The sequence below is a fragment of the Mycobacterium sp. DBP42 genome (assembly GCF_005924235.1).
GTDB lineage: Bacteria > Actinomycetota > Actinomycetes > Mycobacteriales > Mycobacteriaceae > Mycobacterium > Mycobacterium syngnathidarum.
In genome coordinates this window covers 285,927-312,311 of record NZ_VCMY01000002.1, presented here as the reverse complement: position 1 = coordinate 312,311, position 26,385 = coordinate 285,927, and the positions used below count along the sequence as shown (strand labels likewise).

The 26,385-nt window shown below is 63.6% G+C and carries 22 protein-coding genes and 1 pseudogene; 9 read left to right on the top strand and 14 right to left on the bottom strand.

The window, feature by feature from the left end; genetic code table 11:
* Positions 1 to 408 precede the first annotated feature (408 nt).
* The 5 genes and pseudogenes from E0T84_RS03775 to E0T84_RS03750 all read right to left on the bottom strand — a co-directional run.
* Positions 409 to 1,809, bottom strand: a pseudogene (locus E0T84_RS03775) (hypothetical protein); the annotation flags it as partial.
* Between the two features lie 76 nt (positions 1,810 to 1,885).
* On the bottom strand, positions 1,886 to 2,233 hold the full coding sequence (locus E0T84_RS03770) for a helix-turn-helix transcriptional regulator (RefSeq protein WP_033725363.1): 348 nt from the start codon (positions 2,231 to 2,233) through the stop codon (positions 1,886 to 1,888).
* The gene (locus E0T84_RS03765) at positions 2,230 to 3,333 is read right to left on the bottom strand and encodes a site-specific integrase (protein WP_033725362.1); all 1,104 of its coding nucleotides are present in this window, start codon (positions 3,331 to 3,333) and stop codon (positions 2,230 to 2,232) included. Before E0T84_RS03765 ends, E0T84_RS03770 begins: the two co-directional genes overlap by 4 nt.
* A gap of 1,191 nt (positions 3,334 to 4,524) precedes the next feature.
* The gene (locus E0T84_RS03755; RefSeq protein ID WP_138743795.1) at positions 4,525 to 5,394 is read right to left on the bottom strand and encodes a class I SAM-dependent methyltransferase; all 870 of its coding nucleotides are present in this window, start codon (positions 5,392 to 5,394) and stop codon (positions 4,525 to 4,527) included.
* A complete protein-coding gene (locus E0T84_RS03750; protein ID WP_070189460.1) occupies positions 5,391 to 6,059 on the bottom strand; it encodes a TetR/AcrR family transcriptional regulator in 669 nt (222 codons plus the stop codon). Before E0T84_RS03750 ends, E0T84_RS03755 begins: the two co-directional genes overlap by 4 nt.
* A gap of 229 nt (positions 6,060 to 6,288) precedes the next feature.
* Between E0T84_RS03750 and E0T84_RS03745 the strand changes: the two genes are divergently transcribed.
* Both E0T84_RS03745 and E0T84_RS03740 read left to right on the top strand, forming a co-directional pair.
* The gene (locus tag E0T84_RS03745; RefSeq protein WP_138743794.1) at positions 6,289 to 7,824 is read left to right on the top strand and encodes a PPE family protein; all 1,536 of its coding nucleotides are present in this window, start codon (positions 6,289 to 6,291) and stop codon (positions 7,822 to 7,824) included.
* Positions 7,825 to 7,927: 103 nt separating this feature from the next.
* Positions 7,928 to 8,788: an SAM-dependent methyltransferase gene (locus tag E0T84_RS03740; RefSeq protein ID WP_138743793.1), complete on the top strand. Its 861-nt coding sequence runs from the start codon at positions 7,928 to 7,930 to the stop codon at positions 8,786 to 8,788.
* A 142-nt stretch (positions 8,789 to 8,930) separates the two neighbouring features.
* On the opposite strand, the gene E0T84_RS03735 is transcribed toward E0T84_RS03740, so the two are convergent.
* The 4 genes from E0T84_RS03735 to E0T84_RS03720 form a co-directional block, all read right to left on the bottom strand.
* Entirely contained in the window at positions 8,931 to 11,834 is a 2,904-nt protein-coding gene (locus tag E0T84_RS03735; protein ID WP_138743792.1) for a UPF0182 family protein, read from the bottom strand.
* Between the two features lie 191 nt (positions 11,835 to 12,025).
* Positions 12,026 to 12,919 carry an SAM-dependent methyltransferase gene (locus E0T84_RS03730; protein ID WP_249383569.1) on the bottom strand — a complete coding sequence of 298 codons (894 nt, stop codon included), beginning with the start codon at positions 12,917 to 12,919 and terminating at the stop codon, positions 12,026 to 12,028.
* A 241-nt stretch (positions 12,920 to 13,160) separates the two neighbouring features.
* The gene (locus tag E0T84_RS03725) at positions 13,161 to 13,526 is read right to left on the bottom strand and encodes a hypothetical protein (RefSeq protein WP_138743791.1); all 366 of its coding nucleotides are present in this window, start codon (positions 13,524 to 13,526) and stop codon (positions 13,161 to 13,163) included.
* Between the two features lie 479 nt (positions 13,527 to 14,005).
* A complete protein-coding gene (locus tag E0T84_RS03720) occupies positions 14,006 to 14,380 on the bottom strand; it encodes a MerR family transcriptional regulator (protein WP_138743790.1) in 375 nt (124 codons plus the stop codon).
* A gap of 71 nt (positions 14,381 to 14,451) precedes the next feature.
* On the opposite strand from E0T84_RS03720, the gene E0T84_RS03715 reads away from it, so the two are divergent.
* From E0T84_RS03715 to E0T84_RS03700, 4 genes are all read left to right on the top strand, one after another.
* The gene (locus E0T84_RS03715) at positions 14,452 to 14,943 is read left to right on the top strand and encodes an SRPBCC family protein (RefSeq protein WP_138743789.1); all 492 of its coding nucleotides are present in this window, start codon (positions 14,452 to 14,454) and stop codon (positions 14,941 to 14,943) included.
* Between the two features lie 101 nt (positions 14,944 to 15,044).
* Positions 15,045 to 15,401 carry a VOC family protein gene (locus tag E0T84_RS03710; protein ID WP_249383562.1) on the top strand — a complete coding sequence of 119 codons (357 nt, stop codon included), beginning with the start codon at positions 15,045 to 15,047 and terminating at the stop codon, positions 15,399 to 15,401.
* Between the two features lie 59 nt (positions 15,402 to 15,460).
* Positions 15,461 to 15,745, top strand: a complete 285-nt coding sequence (locus E0T84_RS03705; protein ID WP_138743787.1) for a DUF1905 domain-containing protein — start codon at positions 15,461 to 15,463, stop codon at positions 15,743 to 15,745.
* 123 nt (positions 15,746 to 15,868) lie between these two features.
* A complete protein-coding gene (locus E0T84_RS03700; RefSeq protein WP_138743786.1) occupies positions 15,869 to 17,716 on the top strand; it encodes a serine/threonine-protein kinase in 1,848 nt (615 codons plus the stop codon).
* A gap of 659 nt (positions 17,717 to 18,375) precedes the next feature.
* On the opposite strand, the gene E0T84_RS03690 is transcribed toward E0T84_RS03700, so the two are convergent.
* Together E0T84_RS03690 and E0T84_RS03685 are read right to left on the bottom strand one after the other, a co-directional pair.
* Positions 18,376 to 19,392: a diiron oxygenase gene (locus E0T84_RS03690; protein WP_138743785.1), complete on the bottom strand. Its 1,017-nt coding sequence runs from the start codon at positions 19,390 to 19,392 to the stop codon at positions 18,376 to 18,378.
* A gap of 199 nt (positions 19,393 to 19,591) precedes the next feature.
* Positions 19,592 to 20,446 (bottom strand): phytanoyl-CoA dioxygenase family protein, encoded by an 855-nt coding sequence (locus tag E0T84_RS03685; protein WP_138743784.1) that lies wholly within the window; start codon positions 20,444 to 20,446, stop codon positions 19,592 to 19,594.
* 45 nt (positions 20,447 to 20,491) lie between these two features.
* On the opposite strand from E0T84_RS03685, the gene E0T84_RS03680 reads away from it, so the two are divergent.
* The 3 genes from E0T84_RS03680 to ripB all read left to right on the top strand — a co-directional run bounded on the left by E0T84_RS03680 (position 20,492) and on the right by ripB (position 23,177).
* Positions 20,492 to 21,067 (top strand): TetR/AcrR family transcriptional regulator, encoded by a 576-nt coding sequence (locus E0T84_RS03680; protein ID WP_138743783.1) that lies wholly within the window; start codon positions 20,492 to 20,494, stop codon positions 21,065 to 21,067.
* 170 nt (positions 21,068 to 21,237) lie between these two features.
* The gene (locus E0T84_RS03675) at positions 21,238 to 22,269 is read left to right on the top strand and encodes an NADP-dependent oxidoreductase (RefSeq protein WP_138743782.1); all 1,032 of its coding nucleotides are present in this window, start codon (positions 21,238 to 21,240) and stop codon (positions 22,267 to 22,269) included.
* A 173-nt stretch (positions 22,270 to 22,442) separates the two neighbouring features.
* Positions 22,443 to 23,177, top strand: coding sequence for an NlpC/P60 family peptidoglycan endopeptidase RipB (gene ripB / locus E0T84_RS03670; RefSeq protein WP_070189447.1), 735 nt, complete (start codon positions 22,443 to 22,445; stop codon positions 23,175 to 23,177).
* A gap of 28 nt (positions 23,178 to 23,205) precedes the next feature.
* Here the strand turns inward: ripB and E0T84_RS03665 are convergent, their stop codons facing one another.
* The 3 genes from E0T84_RS03665 to E0T84_RS03655 all read right to left on the bottom strand — a co-directional run bounded on the left by E0T84_RS03665 (position 23,206) and on the right by E0T84_RS03655 (position 26,144).
* Positions 23,206 to 24,144 (bottom strand): M56 family metallopeptidase, encoded by a 939-nt coding sequence (locus tag E0T84_RS03665; protein WP_138743781.1) that lies wholly within the window; start codon positions 24,142 to 24,144, stop codon positions 23,206 to 23,208.
* Complete coding sequence (locus E0T84_RS03660; protein ID WP_070189445.1) at positions 24,141 to 24,530, bottom strand: BlaI/MecI/CopY family transcriptional regulator; 390 nt, start codon at positions 24,528 to 24,530, stop codon at positions 24,141 to 24,143. The genes E0T84_RS03665 and E0T84_RS03660 overlap by 4 nt, the downstream gene beginning before the upstream one ends.
* Positions 24,531 to 24,653: 123 nt before the next feature.
* Positions 24,654 to 26,144 (bottom strand): multicopper oxidase family protein, encoded by a 1,491-nt coding sequence (locus E0T84_RS03655; protein WP_138743780.1) that lies wholly within the window; start codon positions 26,142 to 26,144, stop codon positions 24,654 to 24,656.
* Between the last annotated feature and the right edge of the window lie 241 nt (positions 26,145 to 26,385).

Sequence of the window (26,385 nt, the reverse complement as noted above, 5' to 3'; positions counted from 1 at the left end):
GGGCCAAGTTCGTTACGGATCCTGCGTGTCGTGAGCGTTGCCCGGCCTGTCGTGCTCGGCCGGGTTGCGGGCCCGTGCCGCCCACCGTTGGTGTGCAGCCTGCGGCGAGATACCCAGTCTCGCAGCAATTCTCGTCCAAGTGAACCCGGAGCGATAGGCGTGTAGCACAGCCTGTGCGAGTTCCTCTTCGGCTGCGGTGACAGCGGCCCGTGCTTGCGTGACGGTGTCCGCTGCGCCATCAAGGGCATCGAGGAGAGCCTGAACGGGACTGGCTGGGGGAGCACCATCGTCGATGTCGTCATCGGTGAGGTCTAAGGTCAGTTGGTCACCGTTGTCAGCGTGCGCAAAGTGAGGAACAGGCTGCGGCTGCTGTCGCGGAGGAATCACGCTGCTCCGTTCGGGTGCGGTGGATGCGTAGGCGGCCCAGGTGTTGCCGGCGTCCGCAGCATGTTTTTGGGTGACTTGGTCGCTGTATCCGAGCATCTCGGCGACCAGGGGAGCGGGGACCTGGGCGACGAGTTCCTTCAACGCGGTGTTGCGTGAGCCCAGCGTGTTGATGCCCACCCATCGAAGCCGGTGCATGATCGTTTGTGGGTCCAGGTGCCAGCCCGGTCTGCTGCTGGGGAACATCCAGGGGGTGCCGACGGCTCCGCCGGTGGTGCGCAGATTGGGTCGATGGCGAAGGTGGTAGTTGAGCTGTGAGGCGAACGGTTCGGGCACCGGGATGGGCTGTTTGCCCAGCGCGATGAGCGTTTGCCCGTCGGCTTGGGAGATAACGGTGCTCTGCAGGGCAGCGATTTTGGTGAGTGGTTGTGCGTAGAGCAGCACGAGGACGCCGGCCACGCGATAGGGAAGGCTTTCGGCGTTGCCGGTGAGCAGTTCCTTGAGCCAGGCCAGTCGCTGTTCTTGGGTGATTGTCGGGGTTGTTCTGGCCTGCCGGAATCCGATCTGCACTCCGGTATTGATCCTGCTGCTCTTGGCCCAGACGAAGAATGTTCTGATCAAGTGGCGGGTGGTGGGTCCCGATGCGAGATATTCGTCGACGTCGTGCTGTGTGCAGTCCACGGCGGTGCGGCCATGGGTGTTCTCGAGCCAGGTGAGGAATTTGATGGTCTCGGTGATCTCTTGTTTCGCGGATCGCTTCGGTCCGTCGGATGATTGGCCGGGCTGGGACTCACTGCGTAACCGACGTAGGTGGTGCCAGGTGGCGAACTGCTCAATCGGTGCGCGGACTGCCGGTGAAGCGACGGCGCCCAGTTTGGCGCTCAACCATTCTTCGAAGCGTGCCAGGTGTTCGTCTCGTGGTGGGAGCAGTCCATGGTGCTCCAGGATCGATCGTAGGTGGCCGATGTGTTTGCCGCGGCCCGCTGCAGTGAGGCCGTCGTGGGTGAGTGGTATTGCGCCGGAGGTGATCCCGCCGAGCATTTCCAGGACCTTCTGGCTGCGTTTCCAGGTCAGGATGCTCTCGGGCCGGTCCACGCCGCACAGTACTTCGATGAGGGTCTCCATCGCGGCAGAGTCTGCCGGGTGGTGCAACAGGATCCGGCAGAGGTCATCGCGCAGTGCGCATCGGGCGCAAACGCCGTTGCGGTAGATCTCGCCTTCCTGTTTGCAGGTCCGGCAGGTGAAGTTGCCGGGGATGCCGGAGCAGGTCAGGCAGACCGGCCGTGGGTCGGTGTGGTTCGCGCGTCCTGGTAGGACGCCATCGTGGCCGCAGAGCGGGCAGATGCCATGCGTGCGCATCGCGGCGTAGAAGCAGCTGTGGCAGAGCTGATCACCGGGCCAATACACCCGCAGTTTGTTGGCCATGCGGTGGCACCTGCTGCACTCTTGGTCACCATCAGTGACCGGTGGCCTTCCACGTCGTGTCGAGCGGGGCTTTGGGTCAATGGTCATCGGTGATGACTCGGGCGCGCCGTGGTCGGACCGATTTGTTGAGTTCGACGACGTTCGGCGCGGGCGGGGTCGTGCCCGAGGCGGTCTTGCGGCGGCGGACGTCGGTGGCGGTTACTGTGACCAGGTCTTCGACGCCGCAGCCCAGGATGTCGCACAACGCCGCCATCAGCTGCAGTGAGACACGTTCGGGCCGTTGATGAACGACGCGGTACACCTGGGGCCGGGACAGCTGTATCCCACGCTCGGCGAGCCGGGGGATCAGGTCGGTGCTGTTGTGCATGCCATGAGCGGCCATGAGCTCGGCCAGTCGCCAGCTGTAGTCGACTTCGCGTTTCATGAGGTTTCCTCTCCCAGCGAGAGCGCATCCTTGATGGTCTGGTCGAGCACGCGGCGCAGGGTGCGGGTCCGAAAGTCGCTGCCAACACTGGTGTACAGCGATGTGGTGCTGGCGAATTCGTGGCCGGCCTGGTCCTGGACGAACTTGGCGTCCCAGCCGTCCTCGATGAGGTGGGTGATGTAGGAGCGGCGAAACGAATGCAGATCCAGGCCCTCGGCCAGGCCGAGATCTTTGCAGTAGCGCCGAAACCGGCGCAGCAGGGTGTTCTCGGCGACCAGTGAGCCCCGCTCACTAGGGAACAGATCGATGCTGTCGTCGATGTAGGGCTGGCCGTGAGCCAGCCAGTCGGCGATGATCTCCGGCGTCCAATCGAAGACTGTCAGCACGGTGCGACGCTTGGGCGGCGAACCCTTCTTGGCCTTGCCGTAGCGGACCAGGACCGCGCCGTAACGGCCGAACTCCGCGGCATGGGGATTGCGGGAGAAGTCGACAGTCTGCAGGTGGCGCAGCTCGTTGAAGCGCAGCCCATAGGAGTAGGCGACCTTGAACATCACCGAATCCCGGTAGGCCGGCAGCCACCCCTTCCTGTTCGAGTTGGCGATCAGCGTGACCTGATCATCGGCGTGGTCGAAGAAAATCTGCAGCTCCTGCTTGGTGAACGGCCGCTTCTCGGGGGACTGCTCATTGTCCTGGACGTGCGTTGCGGTGTTCCAGGCAAAGAACACCTGCGCGGGGTGCGTACCAAAGCGCTGTTCGCACACCCGGTCCCAGCCATAGTCAGGATCGGCAATATAGGAGCAGAACAACCGCAGCCCGTTCTGGTAGCCCCGCACGGTGGACTGCTTGACAGCCTTGATGCTGCGGAGGTCACCGAAAAACTCCTCGACGATGGCCGGCGTCCACGACCAAGGGAACTCGTTGGTGTCGGCGATGAAGCGGCGGACGAGTGCGATCCGACCGGCGATCGTGTCGTGATCGAGGTTTCGACATAGTTGCTGGTTGCGCCACCCATCCAGCATCTCGTCGACGGTTTGGACCTCGGGATGCAGCAGGGGGACCGAGCCGACGAGGTACACGCGACCGCTCTTATCGACAGGCAAACCGGCCTCCAGGCTGTCTCATCTGATGCATCATTGAATCATCTAATGAATCATTACCACATCGGTGCAGGTAGAGCCATCGCTTCCAGGAGGCTTTTATCAGCGCGTCGAGGCGACCCCGCGCAACTACCGGCGTAGCAGGCCCGTCGTGTTGACCCACAACTTCAGTGGGCCAACGACTTTCGCCTGGAATCCCCGGAATGACGGCGCCCATGCCAATCGGGGCGATCGGGCCGGAAATGATTCATCTGATGAAAACGGAGACTTTTACCTGACATAATGTAGCTTATCGGCGTTTAGCGATAGGCGCTGTAAGCGGCTTGCGCGTGCGCGACGCACCGTTTTCCTCGTCGCCTCACCCGGCGGAATCATCCCCGCAAGGATCCTCCCGCGCCCAGCCATGATGCGTCTCGTTCGTGGGCGTGCCGTCATGGATCCCCGTCGCAGCCGTTCGACGTCTCGTGCACGTTGTGCTGCGCTGGTACTCCATGACGCTTGACCGGCAACGGCCGAGCCGTGCCGACCTGAGCCCCGCCTTCAGGGCTCGGCATACCTATTCGTCACAGTGACGGTTTTGGGCGGACGGGCTAGACGTGGAAAGAGCTGTAACCCAATCGATTTCAGCTGCCACATGGCTGTGAGCGACTGACGGGACCCGGTCAGATGTCGCCCGGTGATAACGTCAGAGGCATAGTTCGCGAGGAGCCGGCGGTATGCGCAGACAGGTGAACCGGAGACGACGGCTAGCGCTGGCGTTCGCGATCGCGGCGATCCTGTCGACGATCGGCGGCTGTGGCCAGGACCCCGATTGGTCGGTTGCATCTGACGATGCGGTGACGACGCTACCTGTTCCACCTAACGTTCCACCATTTCCGTTACCGAGCGATATCCCTCCTGTGCCGTTGCCGAGTGCCGTCCCCGATGTGGAGTTGCCTGGCGAGGTGCCCAGAGCCAAACTGCCGGCCGACGTACCGCGGGTTGAAATGCCCGCCGAGATCCCCGAGATCCAATTGCCATCGGCGATCCCCCCGATCCCCTTCCCTTGAGGAAATTTTCGGCACCGAGCGCCATTCGTCACTGTGATGAAAGTACTTGGGCGGCAATGGTTCTCGTAAAGATCCCGCCCGGGTCACCCCACGTAGGCATGGCTTCGAATCCAGCCGTCGGCCCGAATCCCGGGCGCAGAATCCTCTAGAACCGGTAGCGCAACACCCATACCCCACGACGCGCCTGTGCCCGCCAGCGGGCGAACCACTTGCCGATCATGCGTGTGGTCCGGGAAATATCGTTGAGCCAGGCGCGTGCCCGGGGATCGTTGAACGATTCCATGGCTTGGGCGCCGAGTTGCTCCTCGACGAACGTGACGCGCGGGTTGAGTTGCTCGAGCTCACGTGGGTCGTCAAAGCCGAAACCCTGATATCCCTTGGGTATCCCGACTTCGCGCAGCTCACCGATCTGTACGGGTAGCCCGCCCATCATCTTGGCGGCGATCCGTGAGTAGGCGACGAAGACGAGTTCTCCGCCACCGGTGAAATGATTTGTGAGGGTGGCCAGGATCTGGGTGTTGTCTGCTTTGGTGAGAAAGCCGAGTACGCCGTCGGCCACGGCGATGACGGGACGCTCACGCGGAATGCCTTCTGCCCAGTGCGGTTCGGTCAGCGAGGCCGCGACAAGATGGGCGCGGTCCAATTCAGGAATCAGCCGGCGGCGCAACGCGATAACGTCAGGGAGGTCGACGTCATACCAGTCGACAGTCGGCGGCGGGGCGATGCGGTGCATGCGGGTTTCCAGGCCGCAGCCCAGTTCCACCACCACCGCGTTTGGGTGCGCGGCGATGAACTGCACGACGAGTTGGTCCAGCATCTTGCTGCGAACCGGCGCGGCGATCTTGACGGTGCTCGAGATCTTGATGGCGCCGGCGGGTCCGATCCTGTCGAGCACCTTGGCGGCGAGGTCATCAGCGAGCAATGGATGCGGCGCGCGGGCGTCCAGAGCGCGTGGGGTGAGTGTGATCAGAAGTGTCTTCTCGACCGGCGTGAGGTCGTCGATGGTGACTGTCATTGAGCGCCTTTCTTTTCATCGCGGTAATGGGTGACCGAGTCGGTCATTTGCTTGCCGGTCTCTGAGGTGATGAATTCACCTACGGCCGAGTACACGTCGATCATGGCCAGCCCGATCCGAGTGGCGTCGGCACCGTCGAGGTCGGCGTCCATCTGTCGAGCCAGCTGGTCGTGAAGTACCACCACGCCGAGGTGCATGGCGCACATCACCGCGGCGGCGTCGCGGGCCCGCTCGGATCCGGACCCAAATCGCTCAGGCCATCTGCTGGTTAGGAATTCCTCCGCTCCCCCGGCTAATTCGTCGAGCAGCTCGGCGGCTGTCGGCCCGCCCTCGATCGCCGCCCTGGCGAGATAGCGCAGTAGCGGCGGGCTTGCTTCGTAGAGCTCGGCGATGAAGCCGGGTTTGGCGATATCTCCGTTGGCCGCACCCTGTGTCGTCCGTTGCCGCAACACCTCGATGACGACGTCATTGCACGCCTGCCGCAGATGTTCCTTGGTGCCGAAGTGGTGTTGCACCAGACCAACGGACACCTGCGCTCGCGCGGCGATTCCTTTGAGGGTCGCTCCCGCGAAACCTCGCGCACCGAACTCAAGCAACGCTGCGTGCCGAATCCGTGCACGTGCGCTCAGGTCTGCCGAGGTGAACCCGCCCGACAATATCTCCATATTGGTGACAATACATGACTATTGTTCTGATGGCCTGCGGAACGAACTGCTGACGCGTTCTATGACGACACCGGCGCGGTGCGGCGCTGCTGTGAATGCCAGTGGTTGCCGGGGACGCCACTGCGGTGCGGCGACACGGTAACTGCCCGTGCTCCCAGCGAACGTTGTAGCCTCCGTGCCACGGGGCGGTCAGAGTGCATCTGTTTCAGCTAGCGCAAGGGAGGGCGCTATGACGGCTCCGATTTGGATGGCATTGCCACCTGAAGTGCATTCAGCGCTGATATCCAATGGCCCCGGTCCGGGGTCGATGTTGACCGCTGCGGGCGCGTGGCAATCGCTGAGTACCGAATATTCCTCTGCTGCAGCCGAACTCGCCACAGTGCTGGGTGAGGTACAAGCGGGATCTTGGGAAGGTCCGAGTGCCGATCGGTACGTGGCCGCACACGGACCGTATCTCGCCTGGCTGATCCAGGCCGGTGCCAACAGTGCGGCTGCGGCCGTCGAGCACCAGACTGCGGCGGCAGCGTTTACGGAAGCGTTAGCAATGATGCCGACGTTGCCCGAGTTGGCCCTCAACCACACGCTGCACGGCGTGCTCCTGGCGACGAACTTCTTCGGCGTCAATACCATTCCGATCGCGCTCAACGAAGCAGACTACGTACGGATGTGGATCCAGGCCGCCACCGCCATGAGCACCTATCAGGCAGTGTCCGGTGCGGCCGTGGGAGCGATCCCGACCACCACGCCGGCACCATTGCTGCTCAAACCGGGTGTTGGAGAATCGGGCGAGGCCTCCGCCGCGTCGCAGCAGGTTGCGGCCCAAGCCCAGGCCGCCGATGTCGGATCTGCTCTGGAGAACTCCAACAGCATCACCGATCTCCTCACGTGGTACACCGACGCCGTCAACGAGATCTACGAGCCGATCATCAACTTCCTGACCGACCCCCTGGGCAACGCCGAGCAATTGATCACCGACTTCATGACCGACCCGGCGGCAGCCCTGGTGACGTGGGGCCCGTTCCTGTTTGCCGTTGCCTACCAGGCGTTCTCATGGGCAGGGGCGTTGACGACATATCCTCAGCTACTGATTCAGCCGCTGCTCTGGATCGTGATCGGCAGCGTCTACTACTACGGCGAGTCGCTGGCCGCCCAGGACGCGGTTCCTCCCGGTCAGGACACCGCTGTTGCCTCCCCTGCCCCGCAACAAACCACGAACGTGCGTCCCGAGCAGTCCAACCCGTTCGCGCTGGCGGGGCTACCCGGCGGTGGCGTGAGTGCTGTCGGTGCCGGTGCGGCCCCGGGAGCCGGTGCGCCTACCACGGCTCCCAGCCCACCCGCGGCACCAACTGCGTTGTTGGCACCGTATGCAATTGCCGGAGGCCATCCGGGTGAGGGCTTCACGCCGACGGTCCGCGACAAATCGAGCGCCTCGGCGCCGGCCGTAGGGATACCAGCCGCAGCCTCGGGGGTCGCCGCGTCGCTGGCCGATCGGCGCAGACGTCGGCGCAAGCGCGATGCGAAGCTGGAACAACATGCTTATGCCGATGCCTTCATGGACTACGACGATCCGGCTCCGGATCCACATCCCGAGTCCGATCCGCGAGTCGTTGCCTCCGAATATGGCGCGGGCATCATGGGATTCACCGGTACCGCCGACGGACCCGACACAGCACCCGCGGGACTGACCAGCCTGGCCGACGACTTCGACTCGGGTCCAGCCGAACCGATGCTGCCGGGCACCTGGGAACCACCCAACGATCGTTAGAGTTGTACGTATATCTTGCGGTAGTGAACTGCTAGGTTGGCAGTCGGTGTGCCGGGAAGCCTGGTCGGCAGAGTTGTTGCCCCTGCGACCCCGGAGTACCTACATGAACCGCGACGCCACTCAGACAGCCATCGGTCCGATGGTCATCGTCGCCGCCGAGCAATACGAACCCGCACCACTGATTCGCGATCCATGGGCACGCTACCTGCTCCCGGCCGGCGCACGGTTGGCAGCGGCCGCGGCGCGATGGTCCGTTGCACGGCACTCGTTGATGGCCGCGACCGATAAGAAATTCCCGGGCGGCTGGGCCAGCTTCCTGTGCCGCAAACGCTATATCGACGACTGCCTCCATGAGGGGCTGCGCAGCGGAATCGAATCCGTGGTCATCCTCGGCGCCGGCTATGACACCCGTGCCTACCGGATCCCCGAGTTGACCGAGATGGCGGTGTGTGAGGTCGATCTGCCGGCCAACATCGCCGCCAAGACCGCGGCGGTGCGCCGCACTTTCGGCGATGTACCGCCGCACGTGACCCTGTTGCCGATGGATTTCGAGGCCGACGAATTGTCGACACGGTTGTCGGACGCGGGTTTTGACCAGTCGCGACCGGTCTTCTACATCTGGGAAGCCGTCACTCAGTATCTGACCGAAGCCGCGGTGCGCACGACGATGGACTATCTGTCGGGAGCCGCCTCCGGCAGTGCTCTGGCGTTCACCTATGTTCGCAAAGACTTCCTCGACGGACGCGAAACCTACGGCGCACCAAACGCATACCGTGAATTCGTGACCAAAGACCTCTGGAAGTTCGGGTGGGCGCCCCAGGAGGTGGCGCCGTTTCTGGCCGAGTACGGCTGGACTGAACGCGACCACGTGGGTGAAGTCGAGTACCGCCAGCGATATCTTGTCCCTGCCGGACGCACCCTGGCCGCCTCCCCTATAGAACGCGCCGTCCACGCGCGTCGTTGATCGCGTCCACATGGATGTGCGGTGGTGATCAGGTCAGGCTCACCAGACGATCGCTGTCGTTGACCCGGCCGGTGACCAAAATGGTGTCGTCGTAGGCCAATTCGGTTCGTCAGAGGCATACGTGACCCACTATCACCGATTTTCAGCCGCCGCCGCCGGCGTTGTCCGCGGCATCCTCCAATCGTTCGAGAACGCCGCGCAGATCCTCGATGATGGCCTCGATGTCGTCTGCGTTCGTCGCCGGCGGCGGGCCGGGCGCCGGTGCCATGTCGGGGGCAGCCTTGGGCGGGCTGGCAGTCGGTGGCGGCGGGGTCGCGGCGTCGCCACCGGGGCTGGTGGCCAACGTCCCGGTGCCAGGTCCGAAGACCTGATCGAGCGCTTCAGCCAGGGTGGGCGCATAGCCCACCCGCACGCCGCCATCGATGCGGGGTTCACGCAAGCTAACCAGGACTCGCGACAGTTGCGGGAAGGTCGAACTGTTGGAGGTGGTTGGGATGCGTTCGGTGTAGAGGGGTTCGACGTAGAGAATGCCGCCATCGGCGATTGGCAACGCCAGCAGGTTGCCGTACTGGATGCGGTTGGATCGCTCGAGCAACGTGCGTTCAGAGGCCACCCGGGTATCGGAGATCATCGAGTTTTGAATCTGTTGGGGCCCTTGGGTCAAGGTGTCGGTCGGTAACTGCAGCACTGTGATCGTGCCGTAGTTGCTCGGGTCGGAGTCCACTGAAATGTGGGCCGCCAGAAATTCGCGGTTGTAGCCCACCATTGCACTGGCCAACCGGAAGGACGGCTGGGAAGTGTTGGGGTCACCGAGGAGGACATAGAACGGTGGCTGGGCCGGGTTGGCGTCGTTGGTCGGGTCGGACGGTACCGACCAAAAAGCGTTGGTGGTGAAGAATTCTCGGGGATCATCGACATGGTATTTGGCCAGCATTTCGCGCTGGAGCTCGAACAGGTCCTCGGGGTAGCGGAAGTGGCTGCGCAACTCGTCGGAGACCTGATCTTCGGCGGTGACCACCCCGGGGAACACCCGCATCCACGCCGCCAGAACCGGATCATCGGCATCGACCTGATACAGCGTCACGGTGCCGTCATAGGCATCGACGGTGGCCTTCACCGAGTTGCGGGCATAGGCCACCGTGTCGGCCCGCCGCGGTCGGCCCAGCTGATCGAGCTCGGGAGCTGACAAGGCTCCCCGCTGGGCGTAGGGATAGCTGTCGAGGGTGGTGTAGGCATCGACGATCCACACGATGCGTCCGGCGACCACTGCCGGATAAGGGTTGGAGTCGACGGTCAGCCAGGGCGCCACGCGCTGCACCCGTAATTTGGGGTCGCGGTGAAAGATGGCTTTGGATTCGGGGCCGATCGCGCGGGAGAACAGGATCCGATGCTGGGCGAAGTGTGCCGCAAAAGCGGCCCGGTGAAACCAGTTCCCGATCGGTACCCCACCGACGCCCGTGTAGGTGTAGCGAGAGGCGTCGGTGTCGTACTCGCGCGGCGGATCGTCGGTGTGACCACCCACGATGGCGTAGTCGGGTTCAGCTTGGGCGATGACCTCGCCGAAGTAAACGCGTGGCTGTTCGACGGGGATGAGCTGGCGGCCGGTCGCTTGTGAGGCGATGTCGCTGATGGCATAGAGCGGATAACCGCTGTTGCTGTCGGTGGTATTGGCGGCTTCCCGCACCGCGGCGTTGACGCGGTTCGCCGGTGCGGCGACGAACCCGTTGCCATGGGTATAGACGGTGTGGCGGTTGATCCAATCTTGTTGGTTGCCTGTCAGGCTCTGCGGTGACAGCTCCCGCAGGCCGACCACGTAGTCACGTAGTTTCCCGTCGATGCGATAGCGGTCGAGGTCCAGCTGGTCTGGAAAGCTGTAGAAATTTTTGAGTTGTTGCTGCTGGGTGAAGGTGCGCGAAAGCACGCTGGGATCGAGCAGGCGCACGTTGGCGATCGTGGTTGCATCGGCGGCGACCTCACGCGGATGTCTGGTGCCGATGCCCGGATAGTCCTGGTACTGCACCCAATCGCCGTCAAGACGATACGCGTGGCGCGTGGCGGCGATATTGCGTTCAATGTAGGGCGCTTCCACTTCGGCAGCGTTGGGCCGCACCGAGAATTGCTCCATCAGCATCGGCCACGCCCCGCCCACCAATACCGACGACAGCACCAACAAGGCGGCCGCCATCGCCGGGATGCGCCGATCGCGCAGTACTACGACGGCGAAAAATGCTGCTGCACATAGTATTGCGATGGCCATCAAGACGAGTTTGGCCGGCATGGCGGCATGGATGTCGGTGTAGCCGGCGCCGGTGAACGTCGGCTCCTTGCGGCTGCCCGAGAGCAGCCAGTACCGATCCAACCAGTACGCGAGGGCCTTGAGCACGATGAACACCCCGACGATCGCGGCCAGCTGAACGGTCGCCGGCCGGGTGATCACGAGCCGGGTGGATCGCACCTGGATTCCGCCGAAGATCGCGTGTGTTGCCGCGTTGGCGATCAGCGCGAAGAACGTCACTGTGAACAGCCAGCTCAGCACCCACCGGTAAAACGGGAGGTCGAAAACGAAAAAGCCGATGTCGTGACCGAACTCGGGATCAGTGAGCCCAAAGGTGCCTCCGTGCAGGAACAGCTGCAGGGTTCGCCAGTTCGACTCGGCGACCATCCCGCACAACAGTCCGATCGCAACCGCGATGCCCCAGCCGAACAGGCGCGGCCGGCGACCGATCTGGATGCGCACCGGGGTAAGCGGATCGTCGGCAGCAGATCCAGGGATCAATTGCGGTCGCGCCGCAAAGGCCAGCCGTATCGCCGCCCCGATGCCTCCGGCCACCAATACCGCCACCGCCACGAACAGTGCAAGCCGGGTGGCCAACACGGTCACCCATACCCCGCGAAAACCCAACTCGCCGAACCACAGCCATTCGACATAGGCATCGAGCAACGGTCCGGCCACCAACAGCGCCACCACCAGGCCTGATGCGGCGATGATCGCAATGCGGGCCCGACGCGAGAATATGGGCCGGTGGTCCTGAGCGGGTTTGGACATCATGTGCTCCGACGATCACCGCGGGTGACGGTCAAGCACCGTGAACGATCAGCGGTGGTCCCGCCTCATGATCGATGGTTCGAAGTTTACTGCCTCAACCGTCGCTGTGAGGCCGAATCAGCCACCATGAGGCCATGGGGCCGTAGCGAACCCCGGTTACCCTACCGGGAGGACTGGGCGAGCACACCAGGTCACATCGCGCCGCTGTCAGAAGGCGTCGATGTACTGGTGTGCTCGGCGCATACCGCGCGTTCAATCTCCGATACCGGCTGCAACCGGCCCGCCGGGGCCAGATCACGCTCGCGATATTCATCGGGTCCCACGTGTTCTGTCTGCTGCCAGCCGTATTCACCGAGTAGGCCGGCGACATCAGCAGGATCGATGCCGTAGACCCATAACCCCTTCTTGGTGACGAACCGTTGATAGGCGGCCTGCGCGCCATACATGGCCTGCCCGTCGACAAAGTCGCGGAGGAAGTAGGTGAACACCAGTCGACTTTCGGTGGCGCACCGGGCAAGGGATTGCAAGGTTTTGCGCACCGCCGGTTCGGCCAGATACATCGTCACCGACTCCCAGATGAAAAACGTCCGCATGGTCGGATCGAAGCCGCTGTTGGCCAATTGCTCCGGCAGATCATCGGCAGCCAGATCCATCGGCACCAACGTGACGTTTGCCGGGATGTGGCCGAAACAGCGGTGCAGGGCCCGAGTTTTGGCTGCGATGTTGGCCGGCAGGTCGATCTCCCACACCGGCACCCCGGCCAGCTCGGCCACTCGGTAGGCGCGGGTATCCAATCCTGCCCCCACGATCACGATGGCGTCCAGACCGTGTTGGGCCGCCCGTCGCACGGCATCATCGATGTAGCGCTTGCGACACAGCAGACTGATCCACGCGCCGGGGCCAGACCGGTCACTGGCCGCGACCAACGCCCATCGCACAGCGCTGAACCGGCACAGCCACAACGGAATCCGCCACGCAAGTGGCAGCATCCGGCCGGCGTAAGGATCGTGCACCAACGGCACCGAACTGTACTGATCGATCGCCACGAGCATCGTCGGGCCAAGTGCGGTCGCCTCGACATCCATCCCCACGTGTGCACCTCGCCGTCGCAGAATCATCATCTCTGCCGACCAGGCTTCCCGGCACACCGCCTGTGACGTTAGCAGGGCCCACACCGCCACACCACCCCGCCGCGTACCCGGGCCAGAGTAAACGCCCGAGCTCGTAATACGCGGTGCGCAACTGCCGCCTCTGCTCCTAGTCGAACGGATCAAGTTGCAGGACAAGGTATGTGACTGCGGTGCCTTTCCTGCATACGAGCGGCGGCTATGAATCTGGCACCGTCGGACAGTCCCGGTTCGTCGGCGGGACGATCAACTGCGCGGCTATCACGTACGCCTGATACACCGCGTGCGCATCGTCCCATTGCACCCCGTCCTCGCCGGACAACAGTGCTCTTATCCGGTACCGCAACGATGCTGCGGGGTCTTTACCGTCGTTGATGGCGACGGCCAGGGCCACCGCGACCATTCCCGCGTCGGACTGACTCAAGTGACTGAAAGCGCCGTGATTGTCCAGCGCGACAGCGAAATCCCGGACACGCGGTGTGTAGCGCTCGGTACCGGTCACGCGCAGCAGCGACTCGACCGCCGACAGTCGGTACGGACTGCCGCTGCCGTTGGCCGCCTTCACAGCGCCTGTCCCAGATCGACCCGGGCTACCGCGCATAAGCCGGTACGCCCAGGGATCCACCACACCGAACAGCGATTGAGTAGTTGCGGCGTCGGCGGCGCTATCGATACGCGTTGAACGGAAAGCCCCGGGCGCCGGGGCGAGGTAGGGGTTGTGGCCGCCCCTCGGTCCTGTTTGCGGTGTCGCACGCTGGGAACGGGCGTGCCGCAGTGGCTAGGGGGCTCGGCACACATTCGACAACCACGATGGCCTGGCATGTTCGTAACCTCACCTGCTCGACATAGCACCAAAGCACGTGCAGCCATTCGCTCCTCGTGCTGCCGACCAGACTTCCCGGCACACCGTGACCCGAATGCTAGCGCGACCGCGCGGGCCACGCGCCGTAATCAGCTATCGCACCGCAGTTAGCCGACCCCCGGCTCCGACCGCGGCCGCTGCACCCGAGCCGGGCCCAGCCCCGTCAGCTGGTTCCGAGCGACCTAGTCCAGCTGTTTTCCGTGTCGTTGCGCCCTTCGTTCCAGACGCTCTTGCTCTCGACGCAGAGTCCGGCTGACCTCTCGAAGATCGCGGATATGTTCCTCGATGCGCTGCCGCTTTTCTGCCAGCAACCGGGCACCGTCGAGGCAGTCGATATCGCTCGAGCGGAGTCCGTCGAGCACCTGCCGTATCTCGGTCAAGGAGAATCCAAGCGCCTGCATGCTCCTGAGCAACTTGACCTGTTTGACCAGGGATTCTGGATAATCCCGGTAATTGCCGCTGGTCCGTTGCACCTCACCGAGCAATCCCTGGCGCTCGTAGTAGCGCAGCGCGTGGCGGCCAACTCCGGTACTTGCCTCAAGTTCGCTTATCTTCATGCCAATTTCACTTGACTGTAGACCTAGGTCTACAGCTTAGCCTTCGGTCGTTTCGTTGATCAGGAGGATGCATGTATCTACTGGCCGAAGTGGCTGTCACTGTTGCGTGCTCACGTGCGAAAGCCTTTGACTATGCGGCCGATCTGGAGAACTTTCTCCATTGGTTCCCCGGCGTTTCGACGATCACCGCAAAGGACGAGCTGCCCGTGTCGACCCGTGGCAAGAAGTACACCGAAACAGTCTCGGTGCCCCTACGCGGAACGCGGTCGGTGACGATTCAGGTAATAGAAGCGACGGCGCCGAACCGGATCGTCACCCACGGCGACATGCGCCCGATCTTGCCGCGCATGGAGATGGAGTTTGTTCAAACCGGACAGAACGGCTGCGAAGTGCACTGGCGCATGATGAGCCGCAATGAGAACCGTCTTGCCGCCTGCACCGTGTTGCCTGTTGCCGCACGGGTGATGCGTCGACGTGCCCAGGCTGGGCTCCGAAATCTGAAGCGACAACTCGAATGCCCCAACCGTGACGTCACGGTGTCCCAACAGCCCGCGCCAGACTGACGAGCACATGTGTACTGACTCTGAGACCGGCAAGGACGACAACAGCCGTGGCAGCGCCGCGATGAGTCTCGCTGCGCGGCAGAGTCTTACTAAACATGACGATGACGACGAGAGTTTTGAGTGTGTCGGTTCCGGTGTCGGACCAGGACGCCGCGTTGAAGTTCTACACCGAGGTGCTGGGATGCGAACTCCGCACCGACGTGGAGGTCTGGCCGGGTGCGCGCATGATCGAGGTCGTGCCGCCGGGCTCGGATGTCTCCCTGGTGCTCCTGCCGCACGACAGCCAGATCCCGATCGCGATCCGGTTGGGCACCTCTGATGCGCAACAAGCCCACGATCGGGTCGGTGAGGCCGGTGTGACGCTGCACAACGACGAGCTGGTCCGGATGGAGGGAATACCAGCGATGTTTTCCTTCACCGACCCCGATGGCAACGGCTTGGTCTACCTCGAGGACTGATTCCCAACCCATTCCCTTTAACCGACCCAACGCTCCGCTGAACAGCACGGAGGACCACGATGGCGGACTCTCGATCCTTGGACATCACATTCACCGCTCGCCTGGGAAAGGCGCGCCCCGGAGACACCTGGACCTGCGTTCAGCTTCCTGGCTCAGCACAGATTTTCGGTACGAGGGGGTTGGTGAAGGTCGCCGGCACGGTTGACGGTCACCCGTTCATCGGAGCGTTCATGGCCCTGGGCGACGGAACCCACAAACTCCCCGTGGCCGCTGCCATCCGGACGGCCATCGGCAAGACGGACGGTGACGACGTCGAGGTCCACCTCACCGAGCGGCTGAACTGAACCCGATACGCGCAGACGTGCGGCGCTTCCGGACGCGGCAGCTCGCCTGGTGCTGCTCAGGGCGTCGCAGTCCTGCCGAACACCTGTTCGCGCTCGAGTTGCCGTGCTTTGTAGGCTTCGAACATGCCGTTCAATGCCGGTGACGTCTTTGCCGGGTACACCATTCAGCGGCTCCTCGGTGCCGGTGGCATGGGTGAGGTCTACCTGGCCCAGCATCCTCGCCTTCCCCGTCTGGATGCGCTCAAGATCCTTTCGGTGAGCACCACGCGCGATGACGAGTTCCGCGCCCGGTTCACCCGAGAGGCAGAGTTGGCCGCATCGCTGTGGCATCCGCACATCGTCGGGGTGCACGACCGTGGCGAGTCCGACGGCCGGCTGTGGATCTCGATGGACTATGTCGACGGCACCGACGCCAAGCACTTGATCGAGCAGCATCCGTCTGGCATGCCCTTGGCGGATGTGGTGGAGATTGTGACGGCAGTCGCCGAGGCCCTCGACGTCGCGCACGAACGGAACCTGCTGCACCGCGACGTCAAACCGGCGAACATCCTGGTCACCACCCCGTCGGGAAGTGCCCGGCGACGCATACTGCTCACCGATTTCGGGATCGCCCGGCAAGCCGACGACGCGAGTGGCCTCACGGAGACCGACGTGGCCATCGGCACCGTCGCGTATGTAGCGCCCGAGCAACTCGCCGGGAAGACACTCGATGGCCGGGCCGACCAGTACGCCCTCGCGGCAACGGCCTTCCATCTGTTGACCGGCGCGCCCCTCTTCGACGACGCCAATCGCATCATCGTGGCCGGCAACCATCTCTACACATCACCGCCCCGGCTGTCCGAGCGTCGTGGCGACCTCGCCCATCTCGACGCCGTGATGGCGAAGGCGCTGGCGAAGAAACCCGGTGAGCGCTATGCGCGGTGCCTGGACTTCGCGCGGGCGCTGGGCGGGAGCACGGATGTGTCCACCGCGCCACAACCGGTGCCGGTGCCGGATTCCGAGCCGACGCCCCCTGATATGGGAGGGCACACCGCCCCACTGGAGATCCCCGACGTCCGCGAGCGGAGCAGCTCACCGGAGACCATGCGGTTGGCCATGCTCACGATCCTGGGCACCGTCCGCGACGTGCAGAAGCGACCGTCCGGACTTGACGGCGAAGAGGAGGTTTGGACCTTTCGCGTGGAGCGATACGAGTCGACCGGTGAAGCACACACCGTCGTGCCGGTCGAGCTACGTGGCAACTCCATCACGGGCGAACTGTCCGACGGGGATGTCGTGGAGGTCAGCGGAGTCTGGGATGACCGAACGCTGTTCGCCGAGTCGGTGGTCAATCATTCGGCCGGGACCCGAGGACGTCGCCGGCGCAACTCGTTCGAAGTGAGGTCAGGTAAACGGCGGCGTGCTCTGACATCCCGCCCGGTGCGTATCGGCTTGCTTCTGGCCGCGATCGCGCTGATCGTTGCGATGTCGGTGATTCTCATCCGCGGTTTGAGCACGCCGGCGCAGCGCACCCCGGGGCCGATCGTGACCCCCGCGAGTGCGACGGTGTTCTCCCCCGGCGGCTCGCCAGACCATCCGGATCAGGCGGGTCTGGCCGTCGACGGCAGCCCGGACACGTCGTGGCCCACCGACATCTACCAGGATGCCGCGCCGTTCCCGGCCTTCAAAGAAGGGGTCGGCCTGATACTTCACCTGTCCTCGCCGACCGCTTTGAGCGAGGTGACGATCGACGTGCCCAGCACCGGAACAGAAGTCCAGGTTCGTGCGGCCGACAGTGCCCACCCGAGCAGCCTGTCAGACACCACCGAGCTGACGCCGAACGTGGCGCTACAGCCGGGAGAAAACACCATCACCGTCGACAATCAGACGGAAACATCCAATGTGTTGGTGTGGATTTCGAAGCTGGGCACCCTCGATGGGCAGAGCCGCACGAACATCTCGGAGATCACCCTGCGGGCCGCGGGCGATTGATTCATCGGTTGCACATCAGATCGACGTACGCGGTTGTGTACCGCACGAGGTTGTTCACTCTGCCCGTCGGGCCGCGCTGTACCCAGGAATGTTTGACATCAGTGCCCTGACGCACGGCAGTCACTGTGCATTGATCCATGGGCGCGTTCCCGACTTTGTTGAGGATCACCCGGAAACCCTGGGCCTCGAGGTCGCTGATCGTCGCTTGCGCTGAAGTCTGGCCGGTCGGTGCTGCCGTGGCCGGCGCAGATGAGCACAGTCCCAATACGGTCGCAGCCGCGGCCGCGACGATGCTTCCTACGATCCTGCCGCTCGACAATGTGCGCCCCTTTCCCACTTTCAGTTGATGATCCCCGATTTCTGCGCATGGGATTTGTATCGAGTTTAGTTGTGGTTCAATAAAAGACGAGGAACTCATACGCGACGCATATTTGGTCCCCATAGAGAATGCATAGCCAATTCAGATCGATTTCAGGCGCAATCGCCAAAGGGTGTTCCCGTGCGGGCGCGGGCATATGCAGATGCATGGCGCCCGAAAGTGCCAGGCGCAGTCCGGCGGGCTCGTCCACCCGTCGAGCAGGATAAAAGTAACGCAAGGCAATTCGACGTGCACAGAATTGCCTTGCGTTACAACGGGATTAGGGATCAGTCGCGGGTGCTCACCCCACGCTGAGTGATTGGCGCGCCGGTTCGCTGCGGTAGCGCGACGCCCGCCCGTCGATGCGCAGAATCCGCCACAGAATTCTGGCGATCGGGTTCATCAGCCCGGAGTCCGCGGCGAGCATCCGCACGTCGCCGTAGATCTCACTGAGCATCGCTCTGGATGCGGGTGCCCGCCAGTAGATCTCCTTCTTCACTGATCGCGGGATCTCGAATTCGCGCCAGAACGAGCGCGGAGGCTTGGCGATGAGAGAAGCTGCCAGCCGGAAACTCAGTGGGTAGATGATCGACAGACCGAATCGATTGAGCCGCTTCATCTCCGGGATCCGCCGACGCAGGAACTCATGCGCGAACGAGATGTGTCGGGCTTCCTCGGCGACGTGGATCGCCATCACGCGTTCCATCACGGGGTGGATCGGTTTGCCCTCGCGCAGAATGGATTTCTGCATATGGTCGATCGGCTCCTCGCCGCACAGCACCATCATGAAGAAGAACACAGGCATCGGGCTGGCGCACAGCGGCGGCAACCAGTGCATCCATCGAAGCCACCGCACGAGTCCCGGGACATCCACGCCCGCGTGATTCACCAGCTCCTGGAACATGAGGGTGTGGTTGCACTCTTCCACTGCCTCGTGCATGCAGTATCGGTATTCCGGGCTCCCGTTGGGCACCCAGAATGTGTAGTTCAGGATTCCTCGGATCAGCATGTTCTCGAATTGCAGGCCGGCCTTGGCGACATTCGCCTGACGCCACATGCCAATCGCGATCTGCTTCTCCAGCGGCTGGGCCTGATACCACGGGCTCATCCCAATGGGGTCACTGTCCGCCGCCAGCACCCAGCGCGGGTCGTTCTCGGTCACCTTGAATTCTGGCGAGTCCCACGGGATGTCCAGGTACGGACTGAAGTTGCGGCGCACTGAGCCCTCGGAGAGGGTTTGCAGCCTCGTGCAGTAGTCCGCGTCGCCGCTGACCTGCATTCCATCCCGCCACCGACGGACCGTCCTCGTTGATGCCATGACGTCGCTTCTCCTCGACAGTTGAGCGCCGGCTCCATTTATCGGGACCGAGAGTCCCATTTAATAATGGTATGAGACGCTCTGTCCCATATGCCTGTCAAGGGTTGGGGCCGGACACGTTGTCTACCAGTTCGGCAACCGTGTGGTCGCGATCAAAACGTCGTGAAGCACGTCCCCGCCGAGTGAGCTCCGGGCGAGATCAGACCGGCTGCGCACCCGGCTCGAGCAACCTCTTCGGGTGCATGCCGTCAACCTGACCGATGAACGGCGGATGAATGCTGTAGCCCAGCATGCGCCGAATGTCCTCCGACACCACCCGGACCGTGTCGCGGGTCATCGACAAGGTGAATGCCTCCTGCGGGCGCAACCACGGTTCGCAGTACTGCGCGGTGAGGGCCAGACGTGAGTTCGCAGATCGGTTGGCGCCGCCGCCATGCCACAGCGTCCCGAGAAAGAAGACGCACGAGCCGGCGCTCATGATCACTGGTTCGCGCTCAGTGGGCTCGGGCTGTCGATCGCCCCACGCGTGACTGCCCGCGACGATGTCGGTGGCACCGTTGTCGGCGGTGAAATCGTCGATCGCCCAGATCGTGGCCGCACCCAGCGCTTTTCGCGGTCTGGGTAGCGGATAGAAGCTGTCGTCTGTGTGCAGCATCTGCGCCTGCTCCCCCGGCAGAATCTTGATCACCTGCAACATCGACAACAGATAATTCGGCATGAACAGCCGATCCAACAGAGCCAGCACGCGAGGATGATCGGCGATGCGATCACAGCTGCGGGTCTTGTTCAGCACGCTGTACACCCGCTGGGTGGCATGGCCCTCGAACCCATTGCGGCCCAGGCGGTCCAACAGCGGCTCGACAGAGTCCCGGATCGCGTCGAGTTCGGCCGCGGTCAGCAGATCAGGCAGGATCACGTACCCGTCGCGCAGCACCGCCGCCAGGTCCGCCTCGGCCACCGCGGGATCAACCCCTTCCCCACTGCTGGGGGTCCGCCGATAGGTGCCGGCCAGGTCACCCGTGAGCTCCGTCAACGACGTCACTTCAGTGCTCATGATCGCCTCATCGAAACATAACTGACTTCTGTTATGGTTCGGACTATGGCACGCGCCCCGGTTGGACGTCAACAGCTGATCGATGCCGCGCGCGCCGAGCTCGTCAGCGGAAACGGCGCCTTCGAGCTCAGCGGGCTGACTCGTCGCACCGGCCTCAGCACCGGGGCCTTGTACCACCACTTCGGATCGAAAAGTGGTCTGCTGGCGGCGATCTACGACGGCTTCTACGACGGCCTGCGCCACGCGATTGCCGATGGTCACCTGCCCCAGGGCGACTGGGCCGCTCGCGAACGCGACCGTACCCACCGCTTCGTCGCCTACCACCTCGCTGATCCGCTGGCGCCGATCCTGCTCAACCGCACCGCCAGCGACCCGCAACTGACCGAACTCGAGGCCGCCTACGTCAACAACCTCATCGACAACGCCGCCACCAACATCCGCGATGGGCAGCAGATGGGTGAACTTCCCGCCGATCTGGATCCCGATAGCGCGGGCGCCTACGTCATCGGCGGCTTGCGACACGGTATTGCACAACAGCTCCGGGTCACCCCGACACCGAGTTCCGACCAAGCCACCCAGACACTGTGGCGCTTCACCGCTGCCGCCCTCGGCATCACATAGGCCGCCTGGGCCGGGTGAGGGGCGATCGCCCGCCGCGTCGGATAGTCGAGTGCGCGTTCAGCAAGGGGGACCCTCCTACCAGGCGGGACATTCTCGATGCGGGGGTTGACGCTCATCGTGGGGGTTCTGAGAATCAACGTGAAACTTGAGATGACCACGGGAGAAATGACTTGACTGACGCCGCGCCTCGCCAGAACCGCCAGATCCTCTTGCGCCGTCGACCCGATGGGCTGCTCTCCCCCGACGACACCGAGATGGTGACCACGCCGGCGCCGCTACCGGCCAAAGGCGAGGCGCTGCTGCGCACCACTTACGTCGGCATCGACGCTGCCGCTCGCACGTGGCTGGACGGCGAGCCAGGCTATCTGCCGGCCCTTGAGCTGGGCGAGGTGGTACGAGTTGCAGGTATCGGCGAGGTCATCGAATCACGTTGTGATGCTTACAACGTCGGCGATCTGGTAACCACCCTGACCGGGCTGCAGGACTACGCGATCATCCGCGACGACCTGTTCAGTACACCGGTGGTCGGATACACAGATCCACTGGCCGTGATGTCGATCTACGGACCGACCGGCGCGACGGCGTACTTCGGAATGAAGGGGGTCGGAAATCCGCAACCCGGCGACACTGTCGTGGTGTCGGCGGCCGCGGGCGCTACCGGGTCCGTGGCCGGCCAGATCGCCAAGATCGCGGGTGCCCGGGTGGTCGGCATTGCAGGCGGCGCCGAAAAATGCCGTGTCGTGGTCGAGGATTTCGGCTTTGATGCCTGCGTCGACTACAAGGCCGGCAATCTGACTGCCGCCCTGAAGCAAGCGTGCCCGAGTGGCATCAACGTCTATTTCGACAACGTCGGCGGGGACATTCTCAATGCCGTGTTGGCCAACTTGGCCCACAAGGCGCGCGTGGTGCTGTGCGGCATCATCTCGAGCTACCTGAACGGCGATCACCCCGGGCTGTCCAATTATGTGAACCTGCTCGCCACTTCCTCGACGATGCAGGGATTCATCGCACTCGAAGAGTGGGCACGGTTCGACGAGGCGTTCGCCGCGCTACAAGGTTGGGAGAAGGAGGGATTGCTGGTGCACCGCGAAACCGTGTACGAGGGGCTGGAATCCAGCATCGACGCCCTCAACGGACTGTTCACCGGAGCCAACATCGGCAAGATGCTGGTGAAGATCAACCAGCCGGGCGGCGCAGCCTGAGGCCCGCTATACGCAAGGAATTGCAGCGGTGAAATCTGCGACTAGTGGGACTCACGTGACTTCTGTGATGTAGAGTATGTACGTACGTAGTTAGTACGTAGTTAGTACGTAAAACCGTCGGCTACGGTGCCTGGCCGGTGATGACGGGCGTAGGGCGGGAAGGAACATGTGAGATGTCATCCATTCCGCACCGTGTCCAGATCGGCTGCGACCGTCGAAATCTCTTGCGCACAGGCATTTTGGCGGCGGCAGCGCTCGTTGCGCTCGGCGCACCGGTCGCGCACGCCGAGCCCAGCGCCGGCCAGTGGGATCCCACCCTGCCCAATCTGCTCAGCGCAGGTGCACCCGGCGATCCAGTCGCCCTCGCCAACGCATCGTTGCAGGCAAGCGCGTTTGCCGCACAAACCACCTTCGACTTGGGGCGAAAGTTCCTCGGCAGCCTGGGGCTTGCACCAGCTGCCAGTGGTGCGGCAGCGCCCATACTTCGCGGCAACCGCGTTTATGGCAGACAGGCGGTGGAATACGTGATCCGGCGGGCCGGCACCCAGATCGGAGTTCCCTACTCCTGGGGAGGCGGAAGCCTGACCGGGCCCAGCCGCGGCGTGGATTCAGGTGCCGGCACCGTCGGCTTCGATTGTTCCGGCCTGACTCGTTACGCATTCGCCGGCGTAGGCGTGCTGCTCCCCCGCTATTCGGGAGACCAGTACACCGCGGGACGCCGGCTGCCGCCGTCGCGAGCCAAGCGCGGCGACCTCCTGTTCTGGGGACCCGGAGGTGGACAGCACGAGGCGCTCTACCTTGGTAACGGTCAAATGATCGAGGCCCAGCAGACGGGTGTTCCGGTCAAGATTTCGCCGGTCCGCAAATCAGGGATGACGCCCTACGTCACCCGCATCATCGAGTACTGATGCGGTGTGTTCGAGCGGGAGCGTGGCGTCAAGGGCACAGCAGGCCCGATGCCCCTGACGCCAACAGTGCGATCGGGGCGAGGGCGATCGCGGACATGGACCCGAAAAGGCTTGCACGCGCACCGAACCGGGTCCACGGTGCGGCTGGCGCGGCAAGACGTTCAGCACGGTTCAGCAACGCCACGTCGGCGGCGCCGAGTGCCTGCGCAGGCGTGGCGCCGGCGAGAGCCATCAGTCCGGTCAGCAGCGTGTGCTCTCCGAATTGGCGCGCCGCCGTGTCGTCGGCGCACATCTCCAGCAGCCGCGCGACATCTGCCGCCCCGCGGGTCATGAGCTTGACCCGCGGGAACACCATGGCCAAGCCCCGCAAGACCGTAACGATTTTCGGATGATGCCCGTCCAGGTGCGCCCGCTCGTGGGCGAGGACCGCTTGCAGCTCGTGGTTGCCGAGTGCGGCGATGGCGCCGGTGGTCACTACGATCGCAGGCGGCGCTCCGGCCACACAGTATGCGGTGCGCTCATCGGAATCGACGATGAACACATCTTGCCGGCCGCCCGGACGCCCCACGAGCCGGACGGCCTGAGCGTGGCTATGGGCATGGGCGCGCATGCGTCGAACGGCTCGTAACGCCTTCAACCCGAGACCGACAGCCGCCGCGATCAACACGACCGCACCGATCACGACCGAAGCCTGCGCCGCGAAGCCGGCGCGCCCGGCCGCTATGTCGCAGAGCAACTCCACGCACGACGCGAACAGCGACCTGCGCTGACCAGAGTGGAACACCACGTCACCGATCGCCGACACCGGAATCACGATCCAGGTGGCCAAGACACTGATGATCGCGGTCAACCAAGCCGCCACGCCGAACCTCGGGGCCGAGCCCCCGCGGGTGAGCCTGTTGAGGAGCCGCGGCGCCACCACTAACATCACCACGCTGTAGATCAGCAGGCCCGCGGCGAGATTCACCGCTTCTTCGCCCTTGTCGAGCGTCGGGCCAAGGTGCGTAGCGCGGCACGCAACCGATCGGAATCCTCTGGATCGATCTGCTCGATGAAGTAGCTGAGCACCAGATCCGAACGACCGCCGCCGTCGAGTGCCTCGCGCATCAACTGCGCGGTGTGCTGCTCGCGGTTCAGCGTCGGCCAGTACCGATAGGCACGCCCGTCGCGGTCGCGTTGCAGCCAGCCCTTGGTGTGCAAGTTGTCCATCGTCGACATGACTGTGGTGTAGGCGATCCGGCGCTCCTCGGCGAGCTCGTCGAACACGTCGCGCACGGTGACCGCTGCATCGCCACGGTTCCAGATGCGATCCATGATCTCAGCTTCGAGTTCGCCGAATCCTCGTACGCGCACTACACCCCTCCACGATCGGTGAGGCGAGCGTACCTCTCGACCAAGCGCCTGGGGTGCCTCGACGCGGCATCGGTACCTACTACATAGTCCAGTACGTAGTACTCCCCCAATTCGGGAGCATGGTCAGCTGCTGTAGTCGAGTCTCGTCATCATTCCGCCCTCTTGGTGATAAGTGTTGTGGCAGTGCAGCATCCACATCCCCGGGTTGTCGGCGGTGAAGATCACGCGCTGTCGCTGCATCGGCAGCACGACAAGGGTGTCCTTGCGTGCGCCGGGGCGTCCGTGTTCACCGAGCACTTGAAACGTGTGACCGTGCAGATGCATGGGATGCCACATCATCGTCGAGTTCCGGAAAGTCATCGATACCTGTTGGCCTTCGCGCACGGTCAGGGGCCGCAACTTCTCGAATGGCCGGCCGTTGATCGTCCAGTCATACCTGGCCATCGAGCCACCCAGCTCGACCGGCAGTTCGACATCAGCGCGCGCAGCCTCAAAGGTCGCCTCGGGTGTGGCGGTGAAGGAACTCACCGTTCCCAACCGGCCGTGCAGCTGCGGCGGCGCGTAGTCAGGCGGCGGAGTCGAACCGATGGCTGTCACCAACAGCGCCCGCGTCGACGCATTCTTCCCCTCAGCAGCCGCCACCAGCGGGAAGACCCCGTCCCCGGCGGTCACCGTCACGTCATATCGCTCGCCCATCCCGATCAGGAGCGCGTCCACCTCGCTGGGGACCACCGGGAACCCGTCGGTATGGGTGACGGTCAGACGGTGCCCGGCCAACGCGACCCGGAACGCGGTGTCGGAGCCGGCATTGATCAACCGGATCCGGACGCGCTGGCCAGGGCGGGCCCGGAAGCTGCTGGGATTCTCGGCATTACGCCCGTTGGCCACATACATCGGATAGTCGACATCACCGGCGTCACCGCCGAGGGGCGACCCACCTCGGGCACCCATACCCGGCATGTCGTGCCCATCTCCCGACGACATCCGCAGCCGGTCATAGATCTGCGCAGGGCTCGGGCCGACACCATCGGTCCAATCGTCGAGCATCACCATCCATTCGGCGTCGTATCGGCCCGGATCTCGGGGGTCGTCAACGATCAACGGGAAGTACAGACCGGTGTCCGCATCGAGCCCGGTGTGTGGATGAGCCCAATATGTGCCCGGATGGGGCACCGAGAATCGATAGGTGAAGTCCTTGCCGTCGGCGATGTCAGGGGTGGCCGGCGCGGCACCGTCCATGTCGTTGCGTAACGCCAACCCGTGCCAGTGCACCGAGGTCGAATGGCCGAGCCGGTTGCGGACCGTGACCTCGAGTTCATCGCCGACCGATGCCCGCAGCAGTGGTCCGGGCACGATGTCGTTATAGGCGATGGTGTCGGCAATCGTGCCGCCGAGGTCCACCCGCGTGCGCTGGGCGGTCAATGTGGTGGACACCGTGCGCCCGCTGTGCGGCCGACGGGCTTCGGCCATGGAGATCGCGTCTCGGGAATCGACGCGGGTCGATGTGGCGCCGGCGTCGCGCTGACACCCCACAACAGCTGTGGCACCCAGAGCGGCGGTTGCCGCGAGGAACCCCCGACGGTTGAGCTGAGGCAGATCGGCGATGTCTGGCATGTTCTCCACCCTCGTCACCCACATCGGTGGATCGGTATGGATTGTGTGAAGGTTCGTTGAAGATTTTCGGCCGTCGCCTACATGACGCGATACGACACTCATATCGAACTCACAACAACCTACGTACTGCCCACGTATTGGAGAACTACGTATTACCAGGTCCAGCAGCCGCCGCGACGACAGTTATGCGCAGACATTTACAGATTCTTCACAAATGCCATGGAAAACAAACGCTTTCACG

Bases quoted from the DNA above. Each gene is read 5' to 3' on its own strand.
- E0T84_RS03735 (WP_138743792.1), bottom strand. From the start codon at position 11,834: ATGTCCAAACCCGCTCAGGACCACCGGCCCATATTCTCGCGTCGGGCC.
- E0T84_RS03755 (WP_138743795.1), bottom strand. From the start codon at position 5,394: ATGACAGTCACCATCGACGACCTCACGCCGGTCGAGAAGACACTTCTG.
- E0T84_RS03700 (WP_138743786.1), top strand. From the start codon at position 15,869: ATGCCGTTCAATGCCGGTGACGTCTTTGCCGGGTACACCATTCAGCGG.
- E0T84_RS03680 (WP_138743783.1), top strand. From the start codon at position 20,492: ATGGCACGCGCCCCGGTTGGACGTCAACAGCTGATCGATGCCGCGCGC.
- E0T84_RS03750 (WP_070189460.1), bottom strand. From the start codon at position 6,059: ATGGAGATATTGTCGGGCGGGTTCACCTCGGCAGACCTGAGCGCACGT.
- E0T84_RS03710 (WP_249383562.1), top strand. From the start codon at position 15,045: ATGACGACGAGAGTTTTGAGTGTGTCGGTTCCGGTGTCGGACCAGGAC.
- E0T84_RS03685 (WP_138743784.1), bottom strand. From the start codon at position 20,446: ATGAGCACTGAAGTGACGTCGTTGACGGAGCTCACGGGTGACCTGGCC.
- E0T84_RS03745 (WP_138743794.1), top strand. From the start codon at position 6,289: ATGACGGCTCCGATTTGGATGGCATTGCCACCTGAAGTGCATTCAGCG.
- E0T84_RS03705 (WP_138743787.1), top strand. From the start codon at position 15,461: ATGGCGGACTCTCGATCCTTGGACATCACATTCACCGCTCGCCTGGGA.
- E0T84_RS03690 (WP_138743785.1), bottom strand. From the start codon at position 19,392: ATGGCATCAACGAGGACGGTCCGTCGGTGGCGGGATGGAATGCAGGTC.
- E0T84_RS03655 (WP_138743780.1), bottom strand. From the start codon at position 26,144: ATGCCAGACATCGCCGATCTGCCTCAGCTCAACCGTCGGGGGTTCCTC.
- E0T84_RS03740 (WP_138743793.1), top strand. From the start codon at position 7,928: ATGAACCGCGACGCCACTCAGACAGCCATCGGTCCGATGGTCATCGTC.
- E0T84_RS03715 (WP_138743789.1), top strand. From the start codon at position 14,452: ATGTATCTACTGGCCGAAGTGGCTGTCACTGTTGCGTGCTCACGTGCG.
- E0T84_RS03720 (WP_138743790.1), bottom strand. From the start codon at position 14,380: ATGAAGATAAGCGAACTTGAGGCAAGTACCGGAGTTGGCCGCCACGCG.
- ripB (WP_070189447.1), top strand. From the start codon at position 22,443: ATGTCATCCATTCCGCACCGTGTCCAGATCGGCTGCGACCGTCGAAAT.
- E0T84_RS03770 (WP_033725363.1), bottom strand. From the start codon at position 2,233: ATGAAACGCGAAGTCGACTACAGCTGGCGACTGGCCGAGCTCATGGCC.
- E0T84_RS03730 (WP_249383569.1), bottom strand. From the start codon at position 12,919: ATGGATGTCGAGGCGACCGCACTTGGCCCGACGATGCTCGTGGCGATC.